At 41.7% G+C, this 23,125-nt stretch carries 19 protein-coding genes; 5 read left to right on the top strand and 14 right to left on the bottom strand.

What is annotated here, in order from left to right:
* Nucleotides 1–50 precede the first annotated feature (50 nt).
* Both IGI72_RS09855 and IGI72_RS09860 read right to left on the bottom strand, forming a co-directional pair.
* On the bottom strand, nucleotides 51–2,645 hold the full coding sequence (locus IGI72_RS09855) for a family 78 glycoside hydrolase catalytic domain (protein WP_438753987.1): 2,595 nt from the start codon (nucleotides 2,643–2,645) through the stop codon (nucleotides 51–53).
* Nucleotides 2,646–2,664: 19 nt separating this feature from the next.
* Nucleotides 2,665–3,954 (bottom strand): PTS sugar transporter subunit IIC, encoded by a 1,290-nt coding sequence (locus IGI72_RS09860; protein ID WP_438753989.1) that lies wholly within the window; start codon nucleotides 3,952–3,954, stop codon nucleotides 2,665–2,667.
* A gap of 167 nt (nucleotides 3,955–4,121) precedes the next feature.
* Between IGI72_RS09860 and IGI72_RS09865 the strand changes: the two genes are divergently transcribed.
* Nucleotides 4,122–5,147, top strand: coding sequence for an AraC family transcriptional regulator (locus IGI72_RS09865; RefSeq protein ID WP_395997892.1), 1,026 nt, complete (start codon nucleotides 4,122–4,124; stop codon nucleotides 5,145–5,147).
* A 118-nt stretch (nucleotides 5,148–5,265) separates the two neighbouring features.
* Here IGI72_RS09865 and IGI72_RS09870 read toward each other — a convergent pair whose 3' ends face one another.
* Nucleotides 5,266–6,306: a CAP domain-containing protein gene (locus IGI72_RS09870; protein ID WP_060792178.1), complete on the bottom strand. Its 1,041-nt coding sequence runs from the start codon at nucleotides 6,304–6,306 to the stop codon at nucleotides 5,266–5,268.
* Between the two features lie 194 nt (nucleotides 6,307–6,500).
* Nucleotides 6,501–8,300: a penicillin-binding transpeptidase domain-containing protein gene (locus IGI72_RS09875; RefSeq protein WP_438753991.1), complete on the bottom strand. Its 1,800-nt coding sequence runs from the start codon at nucleotides 8,298–8,300 to the stop codon at nucleotides 6,501–6,503.
* A 170-nt stretch (nucleotides 8,301–8,470) separates the two neighbouring features.
* On the opposite strand from IGI72_RS09875, the gene IGI72_RS09880 reads away from it, so the two are divergent.
* Nucleotides 8,471–9,139, top strand: a complete 669-nt coding sequence (locus IGI72_RS09880; protein ID WP_074932592.1) for a response regulator transcription factor — start codon at nucleotides 8,471–8,473, stop codon at nucleotides 9,137–9,139.
* Nucleotides 9,129–10,583, top strand: a complete 1,455-nt coding sequence (locus IGI72_RS09885; protein ID WP_438753994.1) for an ATP-binding protein — start codon at nucleotides 9,129–9,131, stop codon at nucleotides 10,581–10,583. Before IGI72_RS09880 ends, IGI72_RS09885 begins: the two co-directional genes overlap by 11 nt.
* A gap of 180 nt (nucleotides 10,584–10,763) precedes the next feature.
* Here the strand turns inward: IGI72_RS09885 and rhaM are convergent, their stop codons facing one another.
* Nucleotides 10,764–11,096 carry an L-rhamnose mutarotase gene (gene rhaM / locus IGI72_RS09890; protein ID WP_438755082.1) on the bottom strand — a complete coding sequence of 111 codons (333 nt, stop codon included), beginning with the start codon at nucleotides 11,094–11,096 and terminating at the stop codon, nucleotides 10,764–10,766.
* Nucleotides 11,097–11,249: 153 nt separating this feature from the next.
* On the opposite strand from rhaM, the gene IGI72_RS09895 reads away from it, so the two are divergent.
* Nucleotides 11,250–12,107, top strand: a complete 858-nt coding sequence (locus IGI72_RS09895; protein WP_074535263.1) for an AraC family transcriptional regulator — start codon at nucleotides 11,250–11,252, stop codon at nucleotides 12,105–12,107.
* Nucleotides 12,108–12,155: 48 nt separating this feature from the next.
* Here the strand turns inward: IGI72_RS09895 and IGI72_RS09900 are convergent, their stop codons facing one another.
* The 4 genes from IGI72_RS09900 to IGI72_RS09915 are packed head-to-tail and all read right to left on the bottom strand — an operon-like array spanning nucleotide 12,156 to nucleotide 16,768.
* On the bottom strand, nucleotides 12,156–13,193 hold the full coding sequence (locus IGI72_RS09900) for a rhamnose ABC transporter substrate-binding protein (RefSeq protein ID WP_333719222.1): 1,038 nt from the start codon (nucleotides 13,191–13,193) through the stop codon (nucleotides 12,156–12,158).
* Nucleotides 13,180–14,202, bottom strand: a complete 1,023-nt coding sequence (locus IGI72_RS09905; protein ID WP_438753997.1) for an ABC transporter permease — start codon at nucleotides 14,200–14,202, stop codon at nucleotides 13,180–13,182. Before IGI72_RS09905 ends, IGI72_RS09900 begins: the two co-directional genes overlap by 14 nt.
* On the bottom strand, nucleotides 14,202–15,227 hold the full coding sequence (locus IGI72_RS09910; RefSeq protein WP_438753999.1) for an ABC transporter permease: 1,026 nt from the start codon (nucleotides 15,225–15,227) through the stop codon (nucleotides 14,202–14,204). The genes IGI72_RS09905 and IGI72_RS09910 overlap by 1 nt, the downstream gene beginning before the upstream one ends.
* Nucleotides 15,227–16,768 (bottom strand): sugar ABC transporter ATP-binding protein, encoded by a 1,542-nt coding sequence (locus tag IGI72_RS09915; RefSeq protein WP_438754001.1) that lies wholly within the window; start codon nucleotides 16,766–16,768, stop codon nucleotides 15,227–15,229. The genes IGI72_RS09910 and IGI72_RS09915 overlap by 1 nt, the downstream gene beginning before the upstream one ends.
* A 247-nt stretch (nucleotides 16,769–17,015) precedes the next feature.
* On the opposite strand from IGI72_RS09915, the gene IGI72_RS09920 reads away from it, so the two are divergent.
* Entirely contained in the window at nucleotides 17,016–17,897 is an 882-nt protein-coding gene (locus tag IGI72_RS09920) for a helix-turn-helix domain-containing protein (protein WP_438754003.1), read from the top strand.
* Between the two features lie 62 nt (nucleotides 17,898–17,959).
* Here the strand turns inward: IGI72_RS09920 and IGI72_RS09925 are convergent, their stop codons facing one another.
* The 5 genes from IGI72_RS09925 to IGI72_RS09945 form a co-directional block, all read right to left on the bottom strand.
* The gene (locus IGI72_RS09925) at nucleotides 17,960–18,577 is read right to left on the bottom strand and encodes an HAD-IA family hydrolase (RefSeq protein WP_005230151.1); all 618 of its coding nucleotides are present in this window, start codon (nucleotides 18,575–18,577) and stop codon (nucleotides 17,960–17,962) included.
* A gap of 216 nt (nucleotides 18,578–18,793) precedes the next feature.
* On the bottom strand, nucleotides 18,794–20,386 hold the full coding sequence (locus IGI72_RS09930) for a TPM domain-containing protein (protein WP_438755085.1): 1,593 nt from the start codon (nucleotides 20,384–20,386) through the stop codon (nucleotides 18,794–18,796).
* A gap of 140 nt (nucleotides 20,387–20,526) precedes the next feature.
* Nucleotides 20,527–21,876 carry a PFL family protein gene (locus IGI72_RS09935; protein ID WP_005230144.1) on the bottom strand — a complete coding sequence of 450 codons (1,350 nt, stop codon included), beginning with the start codon at nucleotides 21,874–21,876 and terminating at the stop codon, nucleotides 20,527–20,529.
* An 8-nt stretch (nucleotides 21,877–21,884) separates the two neighbouring features.
* Nucleotides 21,885–22,151, bottom strand: coding sequence for an ACT domain-containing protein (locus IGI72_RS09940; protein WP_005230142.1), 267 nt, complete (start codon nucleotides 22,149–22,151; stop codon nucleotides 21,885–21,887).
* A gap of 103 nt (nucleotides 22,152–22,254) precedes the next feature.
* Nucleotides 22,255–22,917: a 2,3-bisphosphoglycerate-dependent phosphoglycerate mutase gene (locus IGI72_RS09945; protein WP_438754005.1), complete on the bottom strand. Its 663-nt coding sequence runs from the start codon at nucleotides 22,915–22,917 to the stop codon at nucleotides 22,255–22,257.
* Between the last annotated feature and the right edge of the window lie 208 nt (nucleotides 22,918–23,125).

Here is a 23,125-nt window from a genome sequence, read left to right on the forward strand (position 1 = left end):
CAAGGACAGAAAAAAAGTCAACACTTTCCACGTGTCGACTTTTTCACCAGCTAAGAAGTAATCGTATAGTGACAGGTAACTTTCTTTTGACTCCTCACATCCTCTATTTTCTCGCTGACTTTTCTAAAACCTTTCATCTGACTGATTTCATAGCCACATGTTCGTGGCAACTCCACCGTTAAGCGAACGGTACGATCAGTCTTTTCCCAGCTTAAAGTTACTAGTCCAAACGTACTTTGTAAGGAGCCTTTGACATGAGCTACAGGTACATCGAAGGCTGGTTGTATCAGTATCCCAGCGCTTGTCATCTGAATGCCTAATAAATGACGGACAAACCAATACCCATAAGAAGCAAACATGGCATGATTCAACGAACCCTCGTAAGTGGCTGAATGTTGCGGCGTTGGAAAATGTTCCATCAAAGTGCCGTTTCCACTTGCCAGCATTTCTGCATAACTAGGCGCAGATTTCCTCGTTAACCAATCAAAAATAATATCATTATAGCCAGCTTCAGCCAGCAACTGATAACTCCATGCCATCCCGAAGATGCCGAAAGAGAAAATCCCCTCTTGCTGCTTGATCCGTTGTACTAATTTTGGCAAGATTTGTTTTTTTTCACTGAGTCCTGTTTTCATTGCAAAGATCATGCTAGACAAGGTGCCCGCACCGTATTGCTCATTTCCTTTAGAAAACTGCTGTTTGATTTGCTGTGTCGTGTACTGGATCGCTGCTGTCACTCGCTGACAATAGTCCTCGTTACCAATGATCCTCAAGTCGATCAATTCTTGGTAACGCTGTAGTAAAAGCAGATACATGCAGGCAGAGCAAAAGGACTGATCTGGCGAAGTAATGACCCCGTTTTGCTGAGTTTCATCAATTGCTCCCCAATCACCGAGGCAGCACTGGGCGATATAATCAAAATCAAAAGCGAGTAAATAGTTGAGGTGCCGTTCCAACTGTGGACGCAGCTTGGCAACCGCTGCTTGTTTCCCATAGGTCTTGACCAATGCCAAAGCAAGCTCTGGAACTACCAATTGCCATCCTAACGCACCACCACCATTTGATGGACCATTTGTCATGATTCCTACAAATGGCGCAGTTGCAGTCATTGCACCATCCGGTCGTTGGTCGTTGGCAAAATCCCACAACACTTTTTCCAACAACGGCGCAATCGCCAGATCTGCCATCTGTGTTGGCAATAAAGCGACGATGTCTCCGCCATATCCGAACCGCTCACGGGTGCAGTCCTCAAAATACGAGTGGATGTTGTTCAACCGCGTGGCTTGGCCAACCGCCCATAACTGATTCAAGAAGGGATCGGAGGTTTCAAGGGTTACCAACGATTTCACATCCGTATGCAGGCGATAGGCTTTGATTGCGCCCACCTTCGCTTGAAGGTTGTTAGCAGGTTTCGTCTCGATCAACGCATAGCGAAAGGAATGATACGTGTAGCGGTTTTCAAAAACGAACGTCCTCGCTGCCGTTTTCTCAATGATGTCTCGTTGAACGATGGGATCATCTGGCTGCTTGCCTTCATAGGGATCGTATATGCCATAAGTTCCACTGATCGTAGACGTATAATCAGGGTTGCCTTTCTCATCTAATGTTTCTGCATAGCTGATTCTGATCTGACCAATGAAATCTTTCTCAAGTGTACAAGCAAATTGACCGCTGATGATTTGACCGAAGTCAATGAGCAGTCCCGCTGCAGTTTCGGTCATTTTTTTGGGAACGATCGATTGTGTGCGCTTGATTTTAGGAATAAAGCTTGGCTTAAAACGTCCCGCGGGACCAGCAATTTGTACCGTTTTTCCTTCTGGTCGAGGATCAGGTACATCGGTAACGATTTCTCCTATATAAAGATTGTTTTGCAAATAAGGCCCAAAACTACTTTGCCACTGATTGTCTGAGTAAATGTAGCGATTCTCTCCTCCGTCATTTAACTGAAGCTCCCCCCAGAAACAAGGTTTACCGATCGCTAGTTGTTTGCGGATGTTATACCGACCTAAAATCTCAATCGGAGCAGGGTTGTACCAGCCATTCGCAAGTTCAACTTCGATCCGATTGTCTCCCTCCTGTAAAAAATCAGTTAACTCATAAGTATCATAGTAGACGACTCGATCATAGTTCGTTACATCACTGTTTAAATAAACATCTGATACCGTTTTTCCATTAACAGACAAGCGATAAAAACCAAGCCCGCAGCAATCGATCACTGCATAGGAAGGACACTTTTCCAGTGTGAAGGAGCGGGACAAGCAGCTATTTTTCTCTTCTGAAAAATAAAACCGTTCTTTTTTAATTGGATCATCTAAGCGAGTGATCCACTTGCCCATGGTTTCTTTAGGTTGCTCACGCTTTTCTATCGTGAAAAACACACTGCTGTAAATGGTGACATCGTTGCCTGCTCCTGCTGTCAATTTGACTTGATATTTTTTTCGCTGTGGATGCTGTGGTAAATGGACCGCCATTTTATTCTCAGAAGCGGCTATGTTGGAAACGTCATACACTGCTTGCTGCTGTTCATTGAAAAGTTGCAATCGATAGCCTTGGTGATTGGTCATTGACCACTCAATAAGGACCGGATCATTTAAATCCACTGTTAATGGCTTTGTCTTCCCGTTGATGGTTATCGTTTCTTTCATACGCTGCTCCTTTCGTGGGTTATTGTGCTTCTTCAATACAGATCTGCTTATCAGCAACTTTGATAAATGGCAACCAAATCACCGTTGCGATCACGATCAAGACGATTTGTAGCAATGCGCCCATGATACTACCAGTGACAAAATAGCCGCTAATGATCGGGGGAGTCGTCCAAGGAATTTGTGCAAGCCCTGTTGGGATCGGGACTAACCCGAAATAAAAGGCAAAGTAAGCGACGATCGTTGTGACGGCATTCGCAAAAACAAAGGGAATGAGAAAACTGAAATTCAACATTAACGGTATCCCGAACAACGCTGGTTCACCGATATTGAAAATATAAGGAACACTAGCAATCTTTCCAACCTCTTTGTACTGTTTGCTTTTTGCTACGATCAAAATAGCAATGATCGCACCGACAACGCCAATCGAGGCAAAATGATTCCGAAAGCTCATACTGATAATATTCGTTGGAATCTCTCCCGCCACTGATGCCACACGATTTTGATCTTCAAGGACTTGATGGATTGGGTCCATCACTGCTTGAATGATCGAAGTTCCATGAAGGCCAAAAAACCACAAGAATTGCTCGAAAATTTTCACAACGACCATTCCAACTAGGGAGCCACCTAACATAGTTAATGGAATCCCAAGGGTCCCATTGATCAACGTCATGGCATCACTGTTAAATAAGGCTTCGATGATGAGTCGGATGACCCAAATCGTCGTGATGACAAGAAAAGATGGAATCACCGATTCAAATGGTCCAGAAACAGCAGGTGGTACCGCTGCTGGCATTTTGATTTTGATTCCTTTGTCCTCAATTTTTTTATAAAGAACTGTACTAAAAATACCGACAATAATCGCTAAAAACATCGATTGCGCGCTAACGCGGGTGATATCTAAAAAAGTTCCTGCTTCCATTGCATCCAACGGTGTTAATAGTAAAAAGGAAACAAAAGCAGTTAAGACACATTGCAAAACATTTGTTTCAAGTTTTTCTGCCAGTGATTTTGCGAGGGAAATGACAACTAGCAAACCACCGATTGCGAGTGTGGCATTGTTGACATAGAGCAATTTCTCTTGCCAGACACTAGCATCTTCTGTTCGCAACACCATAGTAATAAAATCGGTCACTTGTTGGATCGGAAAAAAAGCAATAATTAAAAAGATCGACGCAATAAAGGTGAATGGCATGTAAGCTAACATTGCATCCCTAACTGAAGTAATATAAATATTCCCATTGACTTTACTTGCAAATGGACCAAGGGTACTTTGGATCTTATCCCCTAATGATGGTTTGTCGTGGTTCATGGTGATTCCCCATTTCTTTCGAATTTGCTGGTACTATTGACTATTATTATCATCCGGATTATGATAATTGATAACGCTACCATACAAGTATTATATACTATCTCTACCTGTCTTCAATGACGATACTCTACTATTTCATTGACTATTTTTTACCTAAGGAGAAAGCGATGGATAAACAAAACATTCTGCAGCAGTTACAACAATTGACGACTACTGAAGAAATAGCCCTTAAAAAGACGCAAACCCTTCCATACAATTATGAGGATTTCAAGAAAGTCTACACTGAGAAAAATGAGCCAATTTACCAATATACCTTCGAAAAACACCTTTCTCGTCTCATACGAAAACGACCGCAGGATAGCGGATTTCTTAAGACAAGCCAGCTATTGATTTTAAAACATGCACGCTTTTCTTCTACACCACTACATCAGCATGATTTTATCGAAATGAATTATGTTTTTTCTGGAACAGTCACGATCATGATCAATGAGAAAAAAGTGGTCCTAAAGGCAGGTGACTTTTGCTTACTAGATACTGGGGTGATCCACCAAATTATCGAAACAAATCAAGACGACATTGTTATTAACTTTTTGATCAGTAAAGAGTACTTTTCCACGCAGATGCTCAGTCGGTTAGCATCCAATAGCATGATCGCCGATTTTGCCATCAATGCGTTATCTGAAAGTCAAAAGCACAATCAATACTTAGTGTTTGAAACGAGTAACAACGACTATTTGATTGATGCGATTTTCGGGGTCTTGGCCCAGTTCTTCAATCCCTCCTTCGGTTCTCATGAGGTCATCCATTCCTATATGATCATTATTTTTTCCGAACTCGTTCGTAACTTCCAGGAAAAACAACGGATCGAGTCGCAAAAAAGTGACCAACTGTACCTCGGAGAAGTGTTGGACTATCTGGAGAAACATTTCGCTACTTGCACACTAGCTTCGGTTGCGGAGGCATTTGGATACAACCCGAGCTATTTGAGTCGCCGTATCAGTCAGCAGCTTGGTCGATCCTTTGTGACGATCCTTCAAGAATTAAAACTCAATCAAGCCAGTTTATTGTTGAGAAATTCTTCCCTACCTGTAGAACAAATCGCACACCAAGTCGGCTATAAAAATGTCTCATTCTTCTATAAGCTGTTTCAAAAGAAGTATCAGTGCTCTCCTCATGCCTACCGTCAAAACTAAATAATACTGCTGCACACCATTTTATCGACAAAAAAACACTGCTCACTTGATGCTGCTAACGCAGCAATCTCAAATGAGCAGTGTTTTTTAACTAATCAGTTTCAAGCAATTCAGGAATTTACGACGCCGATCCTCGATGATACAACGTTGTATAATATGGCTGTTCGCTGGTATCGATCGCAATACCGATCCCGAGAAATTGATACTCATCATTTAGAATCGTTGCCCGATGTCCCTCTGAATTCATTAAACCTTGATGGGCGTAAATACTGCTGGCCTGGCCAAATGCCAAATTCTCCCCTGCAGCAGTGAAGCTGATCCCGTCTTCTTGCATCCGATCAAATGGAGTCGATCCATCTAACCCGATATGGTCAAAGTATCGATGTTCTGCCATGTCTTGGCTATGCTTCACGGCGGTCTCACTGGTTGCTTCGCTGAAACCAAGGGGTGACAAACCAAATTTCACTCGGGTGGCATTCGTTAATTCAAATAACTGTGTTCGTAAACCGCTTAAAATGGCGGCTTGATTTTGGCGAAAATCATTCGCATGGCGTGTTTCTAGGGAGCGATTGATGATTTGGATCGCAGTCACTGTATCTTCGGCATGAACATCATAGAAAAAAGTAATCAATTGATCGTCTTGCAAGAACAGATCATAGTCGGCATCCGAATCGATGCGATACCGTCGTGATCCTCGTTGTAGACTTTCTTGACGCGTCCCCATCTGATTACGAACGCTTGCTTTTGAAGACCCAATACCTAGCGTGTCATCGATAAGAATCGTGTCTTGATTCGTATAGATCCCTTGCGCAATATCATGTTCATCATACATCACCATCATGAAGTTACGAAAATCATCGTGATAGGAAGTCCAGTTCAGTCCATACCGATTCGCTGATTCATTGATCGCTTCCCCAAAGGTTTCTTCGATCACTTGTCGTGATTCATTATATAAATATGTCTGGGCAGGCGTTTCTGCCGCTGGCCTTGCTGAAGTGTCTTGTGAAAGAGAAAATTGGGACGAGAGAGATTGAGTGATCTCGTTGAGTCGGGCATCACGAAATGCCAAGCGCCCGTCTTGCCATGTGATCATCTGGCTTGCAAAATAAAGAAGCCCGATGAGAAAAATGCTTTTGATTAAAAATTTTATTTTTTTCATATGACACCTCCGTCAATGAATCTTTATGTGTTAGCTTTAGCGCGATCGTTTATCCATTCATCCCTAGATTGGATCGATGATGCACCCTTCCTGTCTTTTCTAAAGACTATCATTCCTGTGGGAAGTTGACCAGCTGCAGCATGAAATTTCTTAGATGATCTAGGTCTTTTTAAGCTCCTGTTAAGAAACTTTTTTTACTCACGAAAACTTTGCAGCGCCATCGAACGCTCCATCAAGGGATTGGCGATTTTAGCTAATGTATGTCGATCGTATTCTTCTGGTCGCTTGATAGTGAGGTAAAGAATAAACTGTGGATCATCCGTTGGGTAGATGGAGACCGCCGAATAAATATAATCAAACTCTCCCGTCATGTAGCCTTGACCATTCTCATTGGCGATCTGAGCAGTCCCAGTTTTGACAGAAATCTCATGGTTCGTCAGTTGGTATACATCATAAGCGGTGCCATAACGTTCATCCGTCACTACATCGGTCATGTACTCTAAAACAGCATCAGCTGCTGCTTGTGAAATAGGCTGGGAAACGACTTCTGGAAAAACTTGGGTCTCTTCCCCTACTCGCCGAATCAATTGCGGACGTATCATCTCGCCACCATTGGCAAATGCACTAAATAGCTGCATCATCTGCATCTGATTGACGCCGATCGCATGGCCATAGGAACTCATGGCATAATCCACCCGATTTCTTGAAGGTAAGATCCCAGGCACTTCCCCAGGAAGCTCACTTCCTGTAACTTTCCCTAATCCAAAATCAGTTAAATACTGTGCCCAATTATCAAAACCGATCCGTTGCTGAAGTCGAACCATCCCAGTGTTGCTTGACCAAGCTAACGCTTGCCGCATCGTCAACTCACCATTTGCTCCTGAGTCGTGGTCATTGATGACTCGATCTTCAATCTGCATACTCACAGGATTGTAGCGTTCCGTCGGATCAAAAACACCTTCATCAATAGCTGCCGCAACGGTTGCCAGCTTCAAGGTCGAACCAGGTTCATACATCTCTTCCGTAAAAAGATTACGCCAAATAAAGTGTTCATCCGTAATTCCTTCTTGGGTCTCTGGATGAAAACTAGGTCTTTGAGCCATCGTTAAAATCTCCCCAGTTTTCGCATCCATCAATAAAGCCGTTAGATTTTCTGGTCGTGTTTGTTCCATAACTTCATCCATCACTGATTCAGTGAATAACTGCAGATGAGCATCTAATGTCGTCCAAACATCATTCCCATCTACTCCTTCTTCTACGGTTTGATTGGTTGCGGGAACAGGATTCCCTGAAGCATTGACTTGAAAGGACTCTCGCCCATTTTGATTCTTCAAAAAGTCGTTCAGTACATATTCTAATCCAGAAACTCCGACTCGAATCTCTTCATCATCTGACGTTGTCCCTATCAAATGTGAAGAAAAGATACCATTCGGATAACTGCGACTTGAACGAGCATCGAAATAGATACCGTTGATTCCAGCTGCATCAAACGCCGCTTCGATTTGATTTCGAGTAGTCACACTTAGACCACTGCCAACATTGCCAAATTCCACTTGAAAGACAGGCGGATCTGTTTGATTCGCACCATCTGACAAGATTGACAAAACTTGCTCGTTAGAAATAGGTAAATACTCCGAAAGAATCGTTGCGGTCTCCTCAAAGCGCGCTCTGTCTAGATACATGGGTCGTCCATTGTCAATGTAATCTTCAGAAAGAACCGCTCGAACAGTATAGGAAAGAATATCCTGTGCGATCACTGTCCCCTGCCGATCAAAAATCGCCCCTCGACTTGTTTCGATCGATCTTGAACTATAATACAAATTTTCTATTCTTTCAGACAAAGAGACGCCTGCAATCACGCCGACTTGAACAATGTAAATCAAACATGCAGAAAACCCCATAAAAAGCGCAAGACTGATTATGTATAACCAATGACCGACTAGCTTACGATTTTTCTTTGCTTTTTTCTTTCTGACCATATGATAGTCATACATCGCCAAAGCGCTCCTTTCGATTGAATATACCTCTATAGTATTGTGTATTTGTGATGATCTTGTGAGGGAAAGAACAATTATTTTTCAAAGAGTCATTTTCCTATTAAATCAGCGATTATGCTGTGATATACTTTAAAAAATATAAATTATTTTTAAGGATGTGAATAAATTTGCAAAAAATATTGATCGTTGATGATGACACCCATATGCGTGCCCTAGTGAAAACTTATGCGGAAATCGAAGGGTATCTATGTTTTGAGGCAGCGGATGGAAAAGAAACTTTGGAAAAATTAACCAATCATTCATTCGATTTGATCCTCCTAGATGTCATGATGCCGGGAAAAGATGGCTTTCAGACGCTTTCGGAAATCAGAGGCAGCTGTAACACGCCAGTCATTATGATTACCGCTCGAAAGGAAGAGTATGACAAACTCTTTGGCTTCAATCTTGGTGCCGATGATTATATTGCCAAGCCATTTAGCCCTAAAGAGCTGATGGCTCGCATCAAAGCTGTGTTGAAACGAAGCAGTCAGTTTCAGTTCGAAAAGATCGTTTTTGGTGATCTCGAAGTCAATGTTTTTTCTCATACTGTAACGATCAAAGGGAAACCTCTGCCGCTTACACCAAAAGAATTCGATCTGCTGGTCTATTTGACGAAAAATAATCATATCGCTTTGAGCCGAGAATCAATTTTAGAAGGTGTCTGGGGCTTTGATTATTTCGGAGATACCAGAACAGTGGATACACACATCAAGTCCTTGCGAGAGCGTCTAGGGGATTACCGAGAGTTGATCCAAACGGTTTGGGGCGTTGGGTATAAATTTGATTATGAAGACTAGTCGGTTAGGTTTTACTTACATCAAAAGTAAATTACTCGTGCGGCTTTGGTCCGCCAATATGCTGCTGGTCATCATTGGCATCGCTTTTTTGTGGACTGTTCAAATTTTGCTCTTTGAACCAAATTATATCAATGTAACGAAAGAATCACTTTTAGAAACAGTTCAGGAAACAGCTGCCGCTATTGAAGAAATGGCAGTAGATCCAGATGATTTACCAGAAGAGCCATTACTTTTTCTTAGTAAAACGATCGTTGGGACTCTTTTCTTAGTCGACGCGGATGGCGAAATTCTGGCGGCATTTAACAATGGCCAACAATTAAACATAGATGGGTTGAGCAACGAATACAACTGGTTGTTATCTCACGCACCAACTGTCCTTGATGGTGAGAGCCTGAGTGCTGTAGAAGACTTTGAAAAGTCTTCTGCCATTCTTATTGGCGTTCCTACCACTCTTTTCCAACGCCCAGCTGCCCTTTTGCTCTCCAATACGATCACTCAAATCGAAGCGCTTCAAAGTTTGAATCGACAGCAACTCTTTCTATTCACCATCATATTAACTATTTTTGCGTCAACGATCTCCTTTTTTTTAGCACAGCATTTTATTCGCCCGATCAAAACCATCAAAGAAGCCATCATCCGCTTAACCAACGGCGAGCTTTATTCCGTACCCAAACTTAAGCGTAGTGATGAATTAGGTACACTTTCTGAATCAGTTGCGGACTTAAGCACAGAACTTCAGCGAGTAGACGTCTTGCGAAAAGAAGTGATTGCCAATGTTTCTCATGAACTACGCTCCCCCCTCGCGTTGATCACTGGCTATGGGGAGATGGTACGTGATGTATCTGGAAGCGACGAACGCCTTCGAAAAGAACATATGGACCTAATTATCAGCGAAGCCCACCGCATGAGTGCTATGGTCGATGACATCATGGATTTCTCTATCATGCAAGCTGGCTACACACAGCTTAAAAATGAAATCTGGAATACATACGAGGTGGTTTCCTCCGTCGTTGCTTACGCAAGAGGGATCGCCAATCAATATGACATCACTGTCGATTTTGAAGCAGATCGTACGAATGGAAATGCTCTTTTTGATCGCATAAAAATGGAACAGGTTTTGCGTAATTTAATAAACAATGGCATCAACCATACACCTAAAAATGAACGACTCTTAATCAAATTAACGAATACATCTGCAGGAACAAAAGTTGCTGTCATCAACCCTGGAAAAGATATCCCTCCAGAACAACTCGAACTTATTTGGGAAAGATACCAACGCGTCCAACATCAAGCAGGACATAAAGAAGGAACTGGCATCGGCTTAGCGATCGTAAAAACCATTTTGACTTCTCATGCCTTCGAATATGGCGCTGAGTCGAAAAATGGCGTGACTTGTTTTTGGTTTGTTGTGTCGAGACTAGAAGATCATGCAGTTCTTAAATAATGCAGCTCTTATATTTTCAGGGACATCTAAAAACCTCTTACAACTCATTTCCTGTAAGAGGTTTTTATGATTCGCTGATTTTCACTGAGTTTCAAGGACCTAACCATGAATAAGAGGTCAGAGTTAAAAGACATCCAGCGCTTCCCAGAACTCTTGGGATTTTTTAAACAGATTTTTTGATTACTTATTTTTTCTATGTTCTTTCAGACGAAAGACATTCAGCAATGACTCAGAAACGGGAGAAGAATCAGGATTTGTTTCCATGATATCCTCCATAAATGCCCACCATTTTTGATTGACCTTCGTCCTTGATGCTTGTGCCCAAAGCTTCTCATCAGTTATTTCTAAAATACCAAACAAATCATTTGTCTTAGGATCTAAGTAGATTTCATAGCTTTGAACACCATGCTGGGAAAGCATATCTACCATTTCAGGCCATAACTCGTCATGACGTTTTTTATAAAGTTCTTGATACCCATCAAGCAATTTCATTCGGATCGCTTTTTTGATCATCACATCTTCACTCCTTCACTATTACCTGTCAATTTTATAATATATGATTCTCATATTCTTTTCGACCATACTTCGTTTGGGGGGATTTTAGTCTCTTGACAACCCTTACATTATCCGTTTACTCTTAAAATAGAAAAAATTAGGAGGAAACTTATGTCCTACTGGCAAAATGATCACCGAAATTGGTCACCAGATTCGCTTTATTTAATAGAAACACCTAGCCAGATGTGTAAAGAACTGCTTTTCTACGTTCAAGAAACTGGTCATTTCAAGGCGTCTAAACCTTATTTTACTGAAAGAGAAAATTACCCTTCCTACCTATTGAAATTTACCCATAGTGGGCAAGGAACACTTTTTTATGAAGGAAGTACCTATACTCTTGAAAAAAATAGTTTCTTTTTGATCGATTGCAAAAGATACCAGCATTATTTCACCTCCAGTAATGAGCCATGGGAGATGGATTGGATTCACTTTTATGGTCTTGGTACAGAAACTTTTTACAACTATTTTCTTCGATCAGGATCAAATAAATGTCAGTCTGCAAATTCAAAAATTCCAGCCATCATCCAAAAAATACAAAACCAGCTCTTGCAAAAAAGTGGTAAGAGCGAATTCAAAGTATCTTTGTTGATCCACGAACTCTTAAATGAGGTTATCCTCAACAAGTATCATTCCAATGATTTTGAGGATGACATTCCCTACCATATAAAAGAGATTCGTGCATATTTAGAAGCAAATCTCACTAGAACCGTTACCCTTGACGAACTAGCCACAGCTTTCAATCGTGATAAATTTCATCTCAGCAAAGAATTTACGAAATTTCAAGGAGTACCGCCAATCGAATACCATCTCTTAGCTAAAATATCTTATGCAAAAGAACTGCTGCGATTTACCTCACTCAGTATGAAAGAAATCAGTGAGGTAATCGGCATCAAAAACTCATCTTACTTCAGTCGTCTCTTCAAAAAAAGAACTGGTATGACTCCATTAAACTACCGTAAATCAGATTAAGATGCAAAAAGATGCTTGTTTCCCTCAAGCACTCTTTTTGCCATTTTTTTAATAGACTTCTTTCCATTCGTCGATGTTGCTGCTATCAAATCGGAACGGCTCTCCTAGGAAGGACTCTGTGCCGCCATCAGGTGCTTCGGTGATTTCTTTCGTTCCTAAATCTCCTGCTTCAAATGTTTCCCCTACGGAACCGCTAATGTCTTCTTGTGCCAATGCGGTCAACAAATAACCGGTCATATAGCCAATATCGATAGGATTCCAAAGATACATATATGGGCAGACATCATTGTCAATGTATGCTGCCATTTCAGAAGGAAGCCCCAGTCCTGTGACTTTAATATTGTCCGAAACGCCTTTGTCTTGAACAACTTTAGCGGCAGCTGCGATACCGACGGTAGAAGGTGACATGATCACCCTTAAATCAGGAAAAGATTGCAATAATGCCTCTGTTTCAGAAGTAGATTTATCTCTCAGGTCATCTCCATAAGCAATTTTTACAAGCTCAAGTCCGGCATATTTTTCATCTTCTGCCATCAGTTCTTCCATCCCAGCAATCCAAGTATTTTGATTCGTGGCAGTACTGGTGGCGGAAAGAATTGCAAATTGTCCCTCTCCTCCTGCCAGATCTAAGACAGCATCCATCATTGCAACAGCAATCGCTTTCGGGTCGGCTTGATTTACATGAGCCTGTCTTGATTCTTGGTTGACTGCAGAGTCAAAGCTCGTGACAGCAATGCCTTGATCCATTGCTTGCTTTAATGCAGGCTGCAATGCGTTCTCATCGTTTGCTGCGATGGCGATTCCATCCACGCCTTGTGTGATCAACTCTTGAATTATATTGATCTGCTGCTCTGCCGTGGGCTGATCTGGTGTTTTTTCAATGACTTGATACCCTTGCTCTTCAATCGCCTTCTTGAAGCCCTCAATCTGTTTCTCATTAAACGGGTTGCCAGCACTTTTAGCCACGATTGCGTAAGTTCCTGATGAATTCTCTACATTTCCAGCACTTTCCTGCCCATCGCCGCAAGCAGCTAAAAACATGACAGCTGTGGCGATTGATAAACCGATCCATTTACTTAGTTTCATTGATTGTCCCTCTTTTCATCCATTTAGTTGAGATTTTTGATAGATCAAATCTAGTAATTAAAACGCTGATAATCAGCAATACACCTAAAATCATCGTAATCGTCTGCGCTCGCAGATTGATGATTCCCAAACCATACCTTAAGAAACCAATGATAAAGGTTCCTAAAATCGGCCCAAAAACTTTTCCTTTGCCTCCACTAGTACTGATTCCGCCAAGGACACACATGGAAATCACTTCCAACTCGTAACCAGAGGCAATATCTGCCCGAACGCTAGACATTCTTGAAGACAAAAATAAAGCGGTGATTCCAGCCATAGCCCCCATTAGTGTATAGACGATTAAAAGATTCTTTTTCGTTTTGATTCCTGAAAACAAACTTGCTTTTTTGTTGCTTCCCATCGCATATAGTTCTCTTCCAAAAGCTGTCTTCGTCATAATCAAACAAAAAACAATTGCTGTAAAAACAAAGGCAAGAGCAATCAGCGGTATCTCCCCTAATTTTCCCCATCCCAATTGTTGGAACCAATCCGGAAAGCCTGAGATCGACTGATTCTCCAATAATATATAAGCAAGCCCTCGGTAAATCGTTAGCGTTGCCAAAGTGATGATCATCGTTGGCAACTCAGGAAATAAATTGACGAGGATCCCGTTAAGCAAACCACAGACAGATGCCAGTATAAGACAGGCAACGATGGCAATTACCATAGATCCGGTCTGCTGATAAACCAGTCCCATGCCGACCGCTGATAAAGCAACGGTTGAACCGATAGAGATATCGATCTCCCCCAGAAGTAAAATCATCGTCATAGGAAAAATCATAAAAGATTTATCAAGGAAATTCATCATCGCTGTACTTATGGAACCTGCGTTTAAATAATTTGGTGAAATCATACTGTTCATTATCTGGATCCCCACCAGTATCAAAAGCAGAATAACTTCCCAAGAAAAAAGAAATCTCATCCATGGGGATTTTTCATAATCTGGAACGGTCTCTTTTCTTTTAGCCATTACAATTCTCTCCTTTTCAGTGCGGCAGCATCCGACCGGCGTTTCATTAATACATTCATTACAATAGCAGCAACGATGACCACTCCTTGAATCGCATCCTCCCAAAAGGTTGACGCATTTAACAACGGCAAAGCATTATTCAAGATACCGAAAAGTAATGCCCCCGTAATCAAGCCAGAAATTTTCCCTACGCCTCCATTAACACTAACACCCCCTAATACGCAAGCTGCAATCACGTTTAATTCATACCCAGAAGCAGTATCTCCTTGTGCAGAAGCAAACTTACTGACCCATAAAACACCCGCTAAGCCAGCAAGCAAACCATTGAGCATGTATACAAGAATCAACGTTCTTTCTTTACTGATCCCTGTGATCGCCGTAGCCTCTTCATTGGATCCCACAGCATACATGCGACGTCCACTTCTAGTAAAATTCAAAATATAATAGAAGACTGCCAGAACGATGAAAGCTGCCCAAATCAAATGATTTATACCTAAAAATGAACTTGTTGCGATCTCTTTAAAAGCATCAGTCATTTGAAAAGCACTGACCCATTGATTATCACCAACGATGTAGGTTAAACCGCGATAGACATTCATCATCCCCAGTGAGGCAATAATCGGCAGGATCCTTCCTTTGGCAATCAAAAGGCCTAAGACCAGTCCTGAGAAAAGCCCCACGAAAAGCCCCACGAGCACGGCAACTATAACCGGGATGTTCGGAAAATCTCGGATAAAAACCGCTGAGGACATCCCAGATAAAGCAACAACTGCCCCCACAGAAAGATCGATTCCGCCTGTGATCAAAACCATCATCATTCCCACAGCCAAAATAGCCAAAATAGAAGTGTTGGTCAACATATCGGTCAAATTGACCATTGTCAGAAAACTGCTGTTTTGAGTTTGGATAAATACTGATGCTACTAAAATAAATAAGATCAATCCAAGTTCCCGTGAATTAGGAAGTTTATCTTTTAATCGCTTGATACCAAATCCGTTTTGCTTTTGCAACTCATTAAGTTCCATTACAAAACCTCCTTTATTTTTTCAGAGTTGCTGGACACCTTCTCAACATCCTGGGCGATCATCGCAAGGGCCAGAATACGTTCCTGTGTGGCTTCTTTCCCTGACATCTCGCCAGTGATTTTCCCTTCCTTCATGACATAGATACGATCAGCCATGCCCAAAACTTCAGGCATCTCCGAAGAGATCATTAGAACTGCATAACCTTTAGAAGCAAGATCGCTGACAATTTCATAGATAGCCGCTTTAGCTCCGACATCTACTCCTTTCGTCGGTTCATCGAGAATGATCAGCTTCAAAGAAGAGGTAAGCATTTTTGCAACAACGATTTTCTGCTGATTCCCTCCTGACAACGTGGAAGCTTTATCTGAGATACTTCGACACTTAATTCCCAGCTTATTCGATAACTCCTGAGCCAACTGATTTTCTTTTTTGGGCGCTAGCCAAATTGAATTGCTAATTTTTCGCATGTTGGAAAGAGTAATATTATCACCGATCGAAAAATCTAAAATCAGCCCTTCTTTTTGACGGTCTTCCGGTAGCAGACCGATTCCATGAGAGAGCGCATGGTTTGGGTTTTTCGGAACGAATTTTTCCCCATCCAGATAAATCGTTCCCTGATCCGCTTGGCTGATTCCAATAATCGATTCCACTACTTCAGTTCTTCCTGCCCCTACTAAACCGGTCAGAGCTACGATTTCTCCTGCTCGAACACTGAGATTAATATTTTTGTAATAGCCAATCTTCGACAGCTGCTCCACACGAAGTACTTCTTCTTTGGGAGTCACCGTTTGTTTTGGAAAGAGTTGGTTGATTTCTCTGCCAACCATCGCCACGATTAAATCATGGTTGGCGATTCCGTTCACATCCCAACATCCAATATATTGTGAATCCCGAAAAACGGTGACTTTTGAAGCAAGGCGATACATGTCTTCAAAACGATGAGAGATAAAAATGATCGATTTACCCTCATCTCGCAAGCGTTCCGCCAATTGATAAAGCTCTTCACTTTCAGAAGCAGTCAAAGCTGCAGTAGGCTCATCCATGATAATGATATTGGCCTTCTGCGAGAGCGCTTTTGCTATTTCAACAATCTGCTGCTGGGCGATTGAGAGCTCTCCCATCCGATCTTTTGCAGAAAAATTAGCTTTCAATCTTTTGAGAAGACGATCCGCCTGCTCATTCATTGCCTTCCAGTTAAGTGTTTTTAGTAAACCGTTCGTCACCTCATGCCCCAAGAAAATATTTTCTGCAGCAGTCAAATCAGGATATGCGACGATGTGTTGGTAAATGGCAGCAATTCCCGCTTCTCTTGACTCGGTGGTATTTTTAAAACATACTTTCTTGCCGTTAAGATAGATATCACCTTCATCCGGCTGGTGGACGCCAGTAATTACTTTGATAAAGGTTGATTTTCCTGCACCATTTTCTCCCATCAGTGCATGAATCTCGCCTTTGCCTAATTTGAAATGGACATTATCAAGTGCTTTGACACCAGGGAATGTCTTAGTGATACCTTTAAGCTCTAAAACTGTTTCTGACATCTTCTTTCATGACCTCCTTTGAAATCGTTTTCTATAACGAAAAGTATAGCCCGTATATGGTGAGGAAACGAGGGGGATTCTTTGGTTCAGTGAGTGTTTTTTTTTCGAAAAATCAGCATAAATGACACTTTCTTGGCATCATATGTTCCAATATTGTCAAAGCGCTTTCAACGAAAATTATCCTTTCTAAAATTTGCTATAATTTCACCTGTACTGAGTGGGAGAGATTAGCAAAGGGGTGCATATAATGAACGAGGAGAAAAAAAATCAGCCACAAACCCTTAAAGGCGAACAGTCCTTTAAAATGACTAAATTGAAGGGTTCCCCTACAGTGATTCAAAGAAAATACTACGAGGAGGCCATTTTTATTTATGTAAGAAGTGGTCAGGGTTCGTTATTTATTGAAAATACTTGTATTAAAATCAATCGGTATGACTTCGTAATGATCTCGCCTTCCATTCCTTTTCATATCGATCAGTCAGACAATGATGTGATCATGATTATTCAAGCACCACCTAAATTTATTAAAAAAGATCTTTTTCCAGCCTTAAAAAATAACGAACAAGTAAGTCCTTTTTTCTTTCCATTCGTTTACGAGACACCAATGAAAACACCTTACATATATTTTAAAAGCCGAGACACCTCACCGTTAAACTCTTTCAACAATTTTTACTACGAGTGGCAAAAAAAAGACAAAAACCCTCGAATCATTACTTTGTTTTTGGCAATCATGATTGAAGACATCAGTCAGTCCTACGAGATGATTACCTCCTGCAATCTTTTCAAAAAAGAATCGGTGGATATTCAAGGAATCATTGATTATATTGAGCTGCACTTAAATTCGATCACACTAAAAAAATTGGCACGTCATTTTCATTACAATCCCACTTATCTATCCACTTTTTTCAAAAAGAATACATCCATGAAATTTTCTGATTATGTCAAGATGCAAAAAATGGAAAAAGCTAAGGAATACTTATTGCATACCGATCATTCGATCGATCAAATTGCTATCTTGTTAGGTTACTCTGATCGCAGTCAATTCTTTCAAGTCTTTAAAGCCTATTATGGTATATCACCCAGCGATTTTAAAAAAAGTCGACGTACTCATACCTTTTGTGATAAGTAATTTCATGATCGTTATCAATGGACAGGAAAGAACATTTTCACCACAAAAAAAGCCTTGATTTCTCAAGACTTAATGATTTCTTGTATTTCAGCCATTGATTGGACGGTATGGTCGGCAGATACATCTTTTAAGAGACCTTCTATATCATAAAATATCGTCTTGACACCTGCTCCTTGTCCTGCAAAAACATCCATCGTGCGATCGCCGATCATGACAGTCTGATCTTTGTCTAGTTGATACTTTTCAACAAGATAAATCAGGGAAGTTGGATCCGGTTTGCGGGGGAAGTTGTTTTCTGGGCCAACGATCTCAACGATCAGGTCTGCCATCTGTTCTTTTTCTAACAACTCTTTCGTTGAGACGACATCGCGGTGGGTCAAAATGTAGTTCTTGCCCCCAGCAGCAACCACGGCTTCTAATGTTTCTTTGGTTCCTGCAAAGGAAAGCGGCAAACGATCATCCAGCGCTTCATTTGCTTTGAATGCTTTAGTGAACTCTTGAAAATCTAAGTTGTATTTTTCAGCAACTTTTTTGGAAGATGAATCTTTCAGTATATAATAAATCTCCGCTGGATCTGGATCAAAGCCATACTCCTTCAATGTCTTGATAAAAGCTTTTAACATGATTGGGTAGCTGTCGTAAAGTGTTCCGTCAAAATCCCATATGTAAGATTGGTACATGATATCCCTCGTTTTCTCCCTTTTTCAAATGAATGAAAGTTCCATTCATTTTCAGTAACTCTAAAAAGTTTACCACACTTTGTTTGGTTTGTCTTATTTATCAAGGGATTTCCTCTACAAGAAAAAACGCCATTGACCATACAATCCTTCCGCTTGCACAAACCTACATGCAAGCGAATGTATTGCAGAACAATGAACGTTCTTCCTTACGAAAAATTACCAGCTACCAGAAACACCGCCACCGCTGCTGCTTCCTCCGCTAAAGCCGCCAAAATCATTCGAAGAACTTTGCGTATCGGCAATGACTTGTTCTTGATGGGTCACATGATTATTCATCATCACAAAGAACAACGCCATATTCATACCATGGGGGTCATACTCTTGGCGAGCATTATTCAAAACCGCTGCTCGATCAGAAGCATCAAATGAGGATAATTTGTTCGCTAAATCTGGGTGATTTTGATAAACCTGTTTCAAGTCAACTTGGAACAAGGCATCTGTTTTCACTTCCGCTAGAACATCAGAAACTTCTTTTGGAATGGCTTGTACCATCTCAGGATAGGTCGCTTTTTCCGTCAAAAGTTGAGCTAAGTATCGCCCTTGCTCATTGCGTCTTCTGATCTCTTCTTTGGCTTGCTTGGCTATTTCTGCTCGATAAGCATCTGCTAAAGGCAGATTTTCGGGTAACACCGCATCAGTCAAATCGTAGTCTGCCATCCGTTCAGTCACTTCCCTGCCTAATTGGGCTTCATAGGTTTTTAAGGTGTCATGTTGTGTAAGGATCACCTGACCGAACTGTTTGACTGTGGTTTGTTTCTTCATCAGCAAGTTTGAAAAATAGGCGCCAATTGCTGGATTCGTCAAGCCGTGTTGGATGACTCGTTTATCCGCTGTCGACAATCCAGTGACCGAAGTCAATTTCGCTGGCACATAAGTCCTCGTCACATACTGCGTAAATGCTTGTTGACAATCTTTTGCTGTCTGATACTGATGGTAACGCTGATAGTTCTTTCTATTGCTAGCCCATTTCAAGAAATCTTTCTGTTGGAAGTGACTATCTTCTAACAGATGTTTCGGCAATGGCAGGTGCTCTTCAAAACGCCGTTTGGTTTTAAGATGGCGAAAACTGATGAAACCGACAAGGCCTGCAGCTGCTGCCGCTACGACACCACTGACGATTTTACCAATAGTGAACCACATCTGCTTAGTGGCTTCTGCTTCTTGTGCCTGTTTTTCTGCTAACATTTGCTTGCCATCTTGATAGATCGTCCCTAAACCAATCGTTTCATCTGCTTCTTTCATTCGCTGATAGACTTCATTAGAAGCTGCCAATATCGCTGTATCATAATCTTCATCTCGTAATGCGTCTTTGGCATCTTCATCCACTAAATCATCTTCCGATAGCTCACTGAAGACATAGGATAGTCCATCGCCATAACCCAGACGAAATTCACGATCGTCAATGGCAAAGAGAAACAATAGTCCATTATTGTCCTCTGGATTTCCTAAACCATACTCATTGAACAGTTCCAAATTACGCTCTTCAATCGATTGCCCATCTAAAGAAGGGATCGTGATCACAGCATATTCTGGTGCTCCAGTCAATGATTGAAAGCCCTCTTTATTCAAAGTATCGATTTGTTTGATCGTCTCTTGTGAAAGGACCCCGGCATCATCACGAACAAATGTCTGTCCAAAGGCAATTGATGGTTGAAGGACAAAAAATCCCATCAAACCAACAAAAACCAACATCCCAAGTTGGAAGATTTTCTTCATTTTACCACCCCTTTTCATCGTGTTATCTTTCATTGTATTCGATTTCAAATGATAAAACATCCGCCTTAAGCATGAAAAAAATAGTTACATGACTAAAAAACCTTTAAAAGACAGCATTTGGGTCGGTCTTTTAAAGGTCATTTTATCATATTTTCCTAGTAAAGGAGTACAAATTAATTTTTGAATGAATGGATCGGAGCGGGAATACGTCCCCCACGTAAAATGAAATCAGTAGACTGTGCAGGATTGGTTTTCATCACTGGTGCCGTCCCTAATAATCCACCAAATTCAATGCGGTCGCCGATTTTTTTGTCTTTCGCTGGAATGATTCGGACAGCTGTCGTCTTGTGGTTGATGACGCCGATCGCTGCTTCATCCGCAATCATTGCGGCGATCGTCTCAGCAGAAGTATCTCCTGGAATCGCAATCATATCCAAACCGACAGAACAGATCGCCGTCATGGCTTCAAGTTTTTCTAAATTCAATAAACCAGCTTCTACAGCCTTGATCATCCCTGCGTCTTCAGAAACGGGGATAAAGGCACCCGACAGACCTCCAACATGGTTACATGCCATTACGCCGCCTTTTTTTACTGCATCATTTAACAAGGCCAAAGCCGCCGTCGTTCCGTGGGTACCGACAGATTCTAGACCCATTTCTTCTAAAATCAATGCCACACTATCGCCGACTGCAGGAGTTGGCGCCAGCGAAAGATCGACGATCCCGAATGGAACGCCCAAGCGCTCTGAAGCCACGCGCCCGACCAATTGCCCCATCCGCGTGATCTTGAAAGCTGTTTTTTTGACTGTTTCCGCCACGACATCAAAGGACTCGCCTTTGACTTTTTCCAAGGCACGTTTGACGACACCAGGTCCGCTGACACCAACGTTGATTTCCACATCAGCTTCACCGACCCCATGAAAAGCCCCCGCCATAAAGGGATTGTCTTCCACTGCATTCGCAAAGACGACGAGCTTCGCACAGCCCATATCTGATGCCTCAGCCGTCTTCTTGACTGTTTCTCCCATCAGACGTACTGCATCCATGTTGATCCCAGCTTTCGTTGATCCAATATTGACCGACGAACAGACAAAATTGGTTTGAGCCAAGGCTTCTGGAATCGATTCGATCAATGCAAGGTCGCCGCCTTGATAGCCTTTTTCTACTAGTGCGCTATAGCCGCCGATGAAATTGACTCCGACTTCTTGCGCCGCTCGATCCAAGGTCTTCGCAACTTTGATACAGTCTGCGGGTGTCGGCTGGCAAGCTGCCACTACGATCGCTACAGGGGTAACCGAAATCCGCTTGTTAATGATCGGAATGCCATATTCACTTTCGATCTCTTCGCCGACTTTGACAAGATCTTTCGCTTTTGTTGTAATTTTTTGAAAAATTTTCTCACAGGTACGATCAATGTCGGCGTCAATACAATCCAATAATGAGATCCCCATTGTGATGGTACGAATATCTAAGTTTTCTTCTTCCACCATGCGAATGGTTTCAAGTATTTGATTTGTCTCCATAGTGCCTCCTATAATTTGTGCATGGTATCAAAAATCTCTTGATTTTGAATGCTGATTTTTACACCTAATGTACGACCAATTTGGTGAAGCTCCTCACGAACACCATCAAAATCCTGATTGGCATCCATGTTTAAAAGCATCATCATCGTGAAGTAATCTTCCATGATCGTTTGGGACACATCTAAAATATTGATTTCTAATTCTGCTAATTTCTGGCTAACACCAGCAATGATCCCAACCTTGTCTTTTCCAATAACGGTTAATACGGCTTTCATATCCTCCCGCCTTTCATAAAATTTTTCTTATTATAGCACAACAAAACCACATTTTCGATGTAACATCAAACGAAAATGTGGTTTATTCTTTAAATGTTCGTTATTACGCCCGTTCAATCAAGTTTGCTTGGCTATCAAACTCATAAATGATCGGCTGTGCGTTAGGAATATCGATCGTATCCATGGCATCTTTTGGCACGTCTTCCAAGTATTTGACTAACGACCGCAAGCTGTTCCCATGACCAGTAATGAGAATATTCTTATGATCTTTAAGTAACGGAACCACCTGGTCTTGCCAAAATGGGACTACTCGCGCCACCACCATCCCCAGATTTTCTCCCTTAGGTATCAAGCGAGGGTCTAAAGAATCATAGCGTCGGTCTAAATCATTTTCCTCCACATATAAAGGCGGTTCATCATATCCACGTCGCCATTTTTGCACCTGTTCTTTTCCATACTTTGCCACCATCTCATCTTTATTGACCCCTACTAATTGGCCATAATGACGTTCATTTAGGCGCCATGTTTTTTTCACAGGAACCCAAAGCTGATTGCTGGCTTCCAGAACGGCATCGCAAGTGATGATCGTTCGCTGCAGCACAGATGCAAAGGCAAAATCAAAGGAAATCCCCAATGCTTTGATCTGTTCCCCCGCAGCCCAAGCTTGTTGTCGGCCTTTTTCGGTCAGAGAAACATCCAGCCACCCTGTCCAGTAATTTTCAAAATTTGCTTCGCTTTCACCATGTCGAATCAATACGACCTTCATTCTATCGCCTCCTCTTCTCTTTTATTATCGCAAGAAATCCAAAAAATGTCTTATGTTTCGTTTTTGCCGCTTTGTTTCAGACAACTTTTTATTTTGTCATTGCAGATCCTGTTTCTCGTTTAAGCGAAGCTGCTTTCTTTCTTCACTATCCGTTATTTTCTAAGCATCCTTTCAAATAGATGTGTATAGAAAATGGCTGCTGCTCCTT

It is taken from the genome of Enterococcus sp. DIV1059_2, from assembly GCF_051713685.1.
GTDB lineage: Bacteria > Bacillota > Bacilli > Lactobacillales > Enterococcaceae > Enterococcus_D > Enterococcus_D casseliflavus.

What these genes read in the sequence shown, in the direction of transcription:
- IGI72_RS09945 (WP_438754005.1), bottom strand. Translation starts at nt 22,917, where the DNA reads ATGAAGGTCGTATTGATTCGACATGGTGAAAGCGAAGCAAATTTTGAA.
- IGI72_RS09930 (WP_438755085.1), bottom strand. Translation starts at nt 20,386, where the DNA reads ATGAAAGATAACACGATGAAAAGGGGTGGTAAAATGAAGAAAATCTTC.
- IGI72_RS09915 (WP_438754001.1), bottom strand. Translation starts at nt 16,768, where the DNA reads ATGTCAGAAACAGTTTTAGAGCTTAAAGGTATCACTAAGACATTCCCT.
- IGI72_RS09885 (WP_438753994.1), top strand. Translation starts at nt 9,129, where the DNA reads ATGAAGACTAGTCGGTTAGGTTTTACTTACATCAAAAGTAAATTACTC.
- IGI72_RS09905 (WP_438753997.1), bottom strand. Translation starts at nt 14,202, where the DNA reads ATGGCTAAAAGAAAAGAGACCGTTCCAGATTATGAAAAATCCCCATGG.
- IGI72_RS09910 (WP_438753999.1), bottom strand. Translation starts at nt 15,227, where the DNA reads ATGGAACTTAATGAGTTGCAAAAGCAAAACGGATTTGGTATCAAGCGA.
- IGI72_RS09870 (WP_060792178.1), bottom strand. Translation starts at nt 6,306, where the DNA reads ATGAAAAAAATAAAATTTTTAATCAAAAGCATTTTTCTCATCGGGCTT.
- rhaM (WP_438755082.1), bottom strand. Translation starts at nt 11,096, where the DNA reads ATGATCAAAAAAGCGATCCGAATGAAATTGCTTGATGGGTATCAAGAA.
- IGI72_RS09895 (WP_074535263.1), top strand. Translation starts at nt 11,250, where the DNA reads ATGTCCTACTGGCAAAATGATCACCGAAATTGGTCACCAGATTCGCTT.
- IGI72_RS09875 (WP_438753991.1), bottom strand. Translation starts at nt 8,300, where the DNA reads ATGTATGACTATCATATGGTCAGAAAGAAAAAAGCAAAGAAAAATCGT.
- IGI72_RS09940 (WP_005230142.1), bottom strand. Translation starts at nt 22,151, where the DNA reads ATGAAAGCCGTATTAACCGTTATTGGAAAAGACAAGGTTGGGATCATT.
- IGI72_RS09860 (WP_438753989.1), bottom strand. Translation starts at nt 3,954, where the DNA reads ATGAACCACGACAAACCATCATTAGGGGATAAGATCCAAAGTACCCTT.
- IGI72_RS09920 (WP_438754003.1), top strand. Translation starts at nt 17,016, where the DNA reads ATGAACGAGGAGAAAAAAAATCAGCCACAAACCCTTAAAGGCGAACAG.
- IGI72_RS09935 (WP_005230144.1), bottom strand. Translation starts at nt 21,876, where the DNA reads ATGGAGACAAATCAAATACTTGAAACCATTCGCATGGTGGAAGAAGAA.
- IGI72_RS09865 (WP_395997892.1), top strand. Translation starts at nt 4,122, where the DNA reads ATGGATAAACAAAACATTCTGCAGCAGTTACAACAATTGACGACTACT.
- IGI72_RS09925 (WP_005230151.1), bottom strand. Translation starts at nt 18,577, where the DNA reads ATGTACCAATCTTACATATGGGATTTTGACGGAACACTTTACGACAGC.
- IGI72_RS09900 (WP_333719222.1), bottom strand. Translation starts at nt 13,193, where the DNA reads ATGAAACTAAGTAAATGGATCGGTTTATCAATCGCCACAGCTGTCATG.
- IGI72_RS09855 (WP_438753987.1), bottom strand. Translation starts at nt 2,645, where the DNA reads ATGAAAGAAACGATAACCATCAACGGGAAGACAAAGCCATTAACAGTG.